A 5,094-nucleotide genomic window follows, 5' to 3' on the forward strand; every position below is an offset into this window, starting at 1 on the left:
GCCCCCTCACCCCAGCCCTCTCCCCGCAAGCGGGGAGAGGGAGCGCGTGCCCTGCGTGGTGGCGCGTTTGAATTTCAACGAGCTTGTCCAATGAATCATTTTCAGTCGATCGCCGTGCTCGGCGGTGGGGCGTGGGGGACGGCGCTGGCGCTGACGGCGGCGCGGGCCGGGCGCAGCGTCACGCTGTGGGAGCACGATGCCGAGCACGCCGCCCATCTCGCGGCCCAGCGCGAGAGCCGATATCTGCCGGGGGTGCGGCTCGACGAGGCTATCGCGGTCACGCCTGACCTTGGGGTGGCGGCGCGCGCCGAGGCGCTGCTGCTGGTCGTGCCCGCCCAGGTAATGCGGCCGGTGGTGACGTCGCTGGCGCCGTTGATCGCGCCGCGCACGCCGCTGGTCGCCTGCGCCAAGGGCATCGAGCACGGCACGCATCGGTTCATGACCGAGATCATCGCCGAATGCGCGCCGGCCGCGATCCCCGCGATCCTGTCCGGCCCGAGCTTTGCCGCCGACGTCGCGCGCGGCCTGCCGACCGCGGTGACGATCGCGGCGGCCGATGCGGCGGTGGCGCAGGCGCTCGCGCAGGCGATGAATTCCGGCAGCTTCCGGCCCTATCACTCGACGGATGTGCGCGGCGTCGAGCTCGGCGGCGCCACCAAGAACGTGATGGCGATCGCCGCCGGCATCGTCGAGGGCCGCAAGCTCGGCGCTTCGGCGCTGGCGGCGATGACCACGCGCGGCTTCGTCGAGCTGGTGCGGTTCGGCAAGGCCTATGGGGCGCGGATCGAAACGATGCACGGGCTGTCCGGCCTCGGCGACCTGACGATGTGCTGCTCGACGCCGCAATCGCGCAATTTCTCGTTCGGCATGGCGCTCGGCCGCGGCGAGAGCATCGACACCGCGGCACACGGCAAGCTGGCCGAGGGCACCTACACGGCGCCGGTGCTGCTGGAGATGGCACAAGCGAAGAGCGTCGACATGCCGATCTCGACCGCGGTGGCGGCGATCCTGGCCGGCAAGCTCGATGTCGACCAGGCAATCGAAGGGCTGCTGACGCGGCCGCTCAAGGCGGAGGAATAGGACTTTGGCGTACTGGCTGGTGAAATCCGAACCGTCGGTGTGGTCGTGGGACCGGCAGGTGGCCAAGGGCGCCAAGGGCGAGGCCTGGACCGGCGTGCGCAACCACTCCGCCAAGCTGCATATGATGGCGATGAAGAAGGGCGACCGCGCCTTCTACTATCACTCCAACGAGGGCAAGGAGATCGTCGGCATCGCGGAGATCATCCGCGAAGCCTATCCGGATCCGACCGACGAGAGCGGCAAGTTCGTCTGCGTCGACATCAAGGCCGACAAGCCGCTGAAAACCCCGGTGACGCTGAACGCCGTGAAAGCCGAACCCCGCCTCGCCGAAATGGCCCTGCTGAAATACTCGCGTTTATCGGTGCAGCCGGTGACGGCGGAGGAGTGGAAGCTGGTGTGCAAGATGGGCGGGCTGTAATTTCTGTCACGAAACGGCCATCCTCCGTCATTGCGAGCGAAGCGAAGCAATCCAGAGCGCAGTGCACAGCGCTGGATTGCTTCGTCGCTACGCTCCTCGCAATGACGAACTCTATCGCTGGACATCTCCGCTCCGCTCCCGCATCACCGCGCGATGAGCACCTCTGCCATCGCCGACCCGGCCACCTTTATCCACGCCAATACGCGTCTGCGGCCGGTGCCTTTGGTGCCGGAGGTGGCGCTGCATGTCGCCGACGAGGCGCTGCCGCTGTGGAGCAAGACCGAAGAGCAACTCGGCGAGGCCGGGCTGCCGCCGCCGTTCTGGGCGTTCGCTTGGGCGGGCGGACAGGCACTGGCGCGCTACGTGCTGGATCATCCGGAGAGTGTCGCCGGCCGGGACGTGATCGACCTCGCCTCCGGCTCCGGCCTGGTGGCGATCGCCGCGATGAAGGCGGGCGCGCGCCGCGTCACCGCGTTCGACATCGACGGTTTCGCCCGGCAGGCGATCGCGCTCAACGCGGCGGCGAATGGCGTGGCGCTCGACGTCAGCGGCGACGATTTGCTCGGCGGCCCGCATCCGCTGCCGGCTCAGACAGTCCTGGCTGGCGACATCTTCTATCAGCAGGATATCGCCGGCCTGGCGTTTGCTTTTCTGCAAGGCCGCGCCGCGCAGGGCGCGCATGTCCTGATCGGAGATCCCGGACGCTATTACTTGCCGAAGGACAAGCTGGTGCAGCTCGCCACCTACGGCGTGCCGGTGACGCGCGAGCTGGAGGATGCCGAGATCAAAGCCACAGGCGTCTGGACGCTGAAGTAGCGCGCGGCGGCGCCCTAAGCACAAACCGTCACCCTCCGCGAAAGCGGAGGGCCCAGTATTCCAGAGCCTTTGTTGTGAGCAACGGCGTGCCGCCACCACGGACGCTCTGGAATACTGGGTCGCCCGGTCAAGCCGGGCGATGACGGGTGGCTGTGGGGTAGCGCTTGATAACAAGTCTGAAGTAGGCGCTACGCCGCGGCCGCCGTCACCACCTGGGCCAGCAGTTGCTCGCGCTTCTGCTGCGAGCGCGTTCCCTTCAGCGTCGCGGCGAAGCGCTCCAGAATTCCGTCTTCGAACGCGGTGACGATGGTGGCGTGGACGTAGCTCTTGCGGCAGATCGCCGGGGTGTTGGCGAGTTCGTCGGCTGCTTCGCGTAGCGCCTCGAGCACCTGCTTTCGGCGGCCGCGGGCGCTGGTGGCGGGCTCGATCCGCGCCAGCGATTCCAGCACCACGGCCGAGGCCATCAGGGTGCGGAAGTCCTTCAGCGAAATCTTGATGCCGGCGATCTCGCGCAGGAACACGTTGACCTGGGTGGCGGTGACGGCGTGCACCGCGCCGTCATTGCCGACATACTGAAACAGCCGCCTGCCTTTGAGCTTGCGCAGGATCTCGATCGCCCGCACTAGTCGCGCCGCGCCGCATTCCTTGCGCACCGCTTTGCCGCCCTTGGCCTTGAACGACAGGGTCACGCAATCGTCCTCGATCGTGACGTTGGATTTGAGCAGCGTCGCCGCGCCGCGGGTGCCGTTGAGCCGGGCGTAGGATTCGCTGCCCGGCCGGATCGCGGTCCGGGCGATCAGCTCGATCACCGCCGCAAGTGCGAATTCGCGGGTCGGCTCGTCGCCGGACAGATGCCGGGTCACCGCCCGGCGGATCTTCGGCAGCGCGCCGACCAGCTGCGCCAGCCGGTGCGCCTTGCGGGTCTCGCGCACCTTCTCCCAGTCCGAATGGTAGCGGTATTGCAACCGGCCGGCGGCGTCGCGGCCGACCGCCTGCAGATGCGAGGTCGGGTCGGCGGCGTAACGGACTTCCTCATAGGCGGGCGGCATCGCCAGCGCGTTGAGCCGGCTGATCACAGTCTGCTGTTTCACCGGCGAGCCGTCGGGGCGCAGATATTGGAAGCGCTTGCCGCGCCGGATGCGGCGGATCGTCAGTTGCTCGGGTTCGCCGAGTTTCAGGCCGAGGTCCTTGGCGAGCTCTTCGACGCTGGCGACCGGCTCTGCCGAGAATTCCTCGACGGCCGACGAGATGTTCAAATTCGATTGGTCGATCATGAGCTTGCGACCTCGGGGGCGGATGCCGACAGCTAATGCGCCAACCCCGTCTCCGTTCCGAAGCGGCCGGCGGCGCCCTAGCCCCGCACCGGCGGTGGACGCCAAAAGTCGGATGACGCGCCCGCTTGTCGTGTCCCTGGCGGCCATCGCATAATCGTCCGAACAACAACGGCCGGATGGTGGACGTTCGCACGTCTCTTCGCCGGCGATGCTCATCCCTCAGCAGTTTTCGCGATTTCGCCGGATCGGCGTTATACGATCCGGCGACGCGGCAGGTGCTGGCGGCATGGGCCCGCCGGGTTTGAAGCGATTGCGGTCCGGGCACCGACGGCGGGTGCGGCACGGCCGCGTTTTCGGGTGGAGGAAAGTATGTCCGAGAAGATCTATGACGTGCCCTCGGAATGGGCGAGCCGCGCTTTCATCGACGACGCCAAGTATCGCGAGATGTATGCCCGCTCGGTCAACGACCCGAACGGCTTCTGGGCCGACGAGGCCAAGCGTGTCGACTGGATCAAGGCGCCGCACAAGATCGACAATTCGTCGTTCGCGCCCGGCAATGTCTCGATCAAATGGTTCGAGGACGGCGTTCTCAACGTCGCCTACAACTGCATCGATCGCCATCTCGCCAAGCGGGGCGATCAGGTCGCGATCATCTGGGAAGGCGACGATCCTTCGCAATCGCGCAGCATCACCTATCGGGAGCTGCACGACGAGGTCTGCAAGTTCGCCAACATCCTGCGCAACCGCAATGTCGGCAAGGGCGACCGCGTCACCATCTATCTGCCGATGATTCCCGAAGCGGCGTTCGCGATGCTGGCCTGCGCGCGGATCGGCGCGATCCATTCGGTGGTGTTTGCCGGCTTCTCGCCGGACAGCTTGGCGGGCCGGATCAATGACTGCCAGTCCAAGATCGTCATCACCGCCGACGAAGGCCTGCGCGGCGGCCGCAAGGTGCCGCTGAAGGCCAATGTCGACGCGGCGCTGAAGAAGTGCGACGGCGTCGATTGGGTGATGGTGGTGAAGCGCACCGGCGCCGCCATCGAGATGGATGACGTCCGCGACTTCTGGTACCACGAAGCCGCCGAGATGGTGACCACCGAGTGCCCGGTGGAGCACATGCACGCGGAAGACCCGCTGTTCATCCTCTACACCTCGGGCTCGACCGGCCAGCCCAAGGGCGTGCTGCACACCTCGGGCGGCTATCTCGTGTTCGCCTCGATGACGCACCAATACGTGTTCGATTATCACGACGGCGACATCTACTGGTGCACCGCCGACGTCGGCTGGGTCACCGGCCACAGCTACATCCTGTATGGGCCGCTGGCCAACGGCGCCACCACGCTGATGTTCGAGGGCGTGCCCAACTACCCGAGCAATTCGCGGTTCTGGGAAGTCATCGACAAGCACAAGGTCAACATCTTCTACACCGCGCCGACCGCGATCCGCGCCCTGATGCAGGGCGGCGACGAGCCGGTGAAGAAGACCTCGCGCGCCTCGCTGCGGCTG

Annotated in this window: 5 protein-coding genes; 4 read left to right on the forward strand and 1 reads right to left on the reverse strand. The window is 66.7% G+C overall.

The annotated features are described in order from the left end of the window. Nucleotides 1–90: 90 nt before the first annotated feature. The 3 genes from IP86_RS21480 to IP86_RS21490 all read left to right on the forward strand — a co-directional run bounded on the left by IP86_RS21480 (nucleotide 91) and on the right by IP86_RS21490 (nucleotide 2,314). Nucleotides 91–1,080 carry an NAD(P)H-dependent glycerol-3-phosphate dehydrogenase gene (locus IP86_RS21480; protein ID WP_054164473.1) on the forward strand — a complete coding sequence of 330 codons (990 nt, stop codon included), beginning with the start codon at nucleotides 91–93 and terminating at the stop codon, nucleotides 1,078–1,080. 4 nt (nucleotides 1,081–1,084) lie between these two features. Then, nucleotides 1,085–1,498 carry an EVE domain-containing protein gene (locus IP86_RS21485; protein ID WP_054164474.1) on the forward strand — a complete coding sequence of 138 codons (414 nt, stop codon included), beginning with the start codon at nucleotides 1,085–1,087 and terminating at the stop codon, nucleotides 1,496–1,498. A 153-nt stretch (nucleotides 1,499–1,651) separates the two neighbouring features. Beyond that, a complete protein-coding gene (locus IP86_RS21490) occupies nucleotides 1,652–2,314 on the forward strand; it encodes a class I SAM-dependent methyltransferase (protein WP_054164475.1) in 663 nt (220 codons plus the stop codon). Between the two features lie 188 nt (nucleotides 2,315–2,502). Here IP86_RS21490 and IP86_RS21495 read toward each other — a convergent pair whose 3' ends face one another. Then, nucleotides 2,503–3,588 carry a DNA topoisomerase IB gene (locus IP86_RS21495; RefSeq protein WP_082364173.1) on the reverse strand — a complete coding sequence of 362 codons (1,086 nt, stop codon included), beginning with the start codon at nucleotides 3,586–3,588 and terminating at the stop codon, nucleotides 2,503–2,505. Between the two features lie 369 nt (nucleotides 3,589–3,957). Here IP86_RS21495 and IP86_RS21500 point away from each other — a divergent pair. Then, a partial coding sequence (locus IP86_RS21500) for an AMP-binding protein (protein WP_197279945.1) occupies nucleotides 3,958–5,094 on the forward strand: 1,137 nt, incomplete at its 3' end.

The sequence above is a fragment of the Rhodopseudomonas sp. AAP120 genome, from assembly GCF_001295845.1.
GTDB lineage: Bacteria > Pseudomonadota > Alphaproteobacteria > Rhizobiales > Xanthobacteraceae > Rhodopseudomonas.

Excerpts from the sequence above, each read along its gene's own strand:
- IP86_RS21480 (WP_054164473.1), top strand. The coding sequence starts at position 91 with ATGAATCATTTTCAGTCGATCGCCGTGCTCGGCGGTGGGGCGTGGGGG.
- IP86_RS21490 (WP_054164475.1), top strand. The coding sequence starts at position 1,652 with ATGAGCACCTCTGCCATCGCCGACCCGGCCACCTTTATCCACGCCAAT.
- IP86_RS21495 (WP_082364173.1), bottom strand. The coding sequence starts at position 3,588 with ATGATCGACCAATCGAATTTGAACATCTCGTCGGCCGTCGAGGAATTC.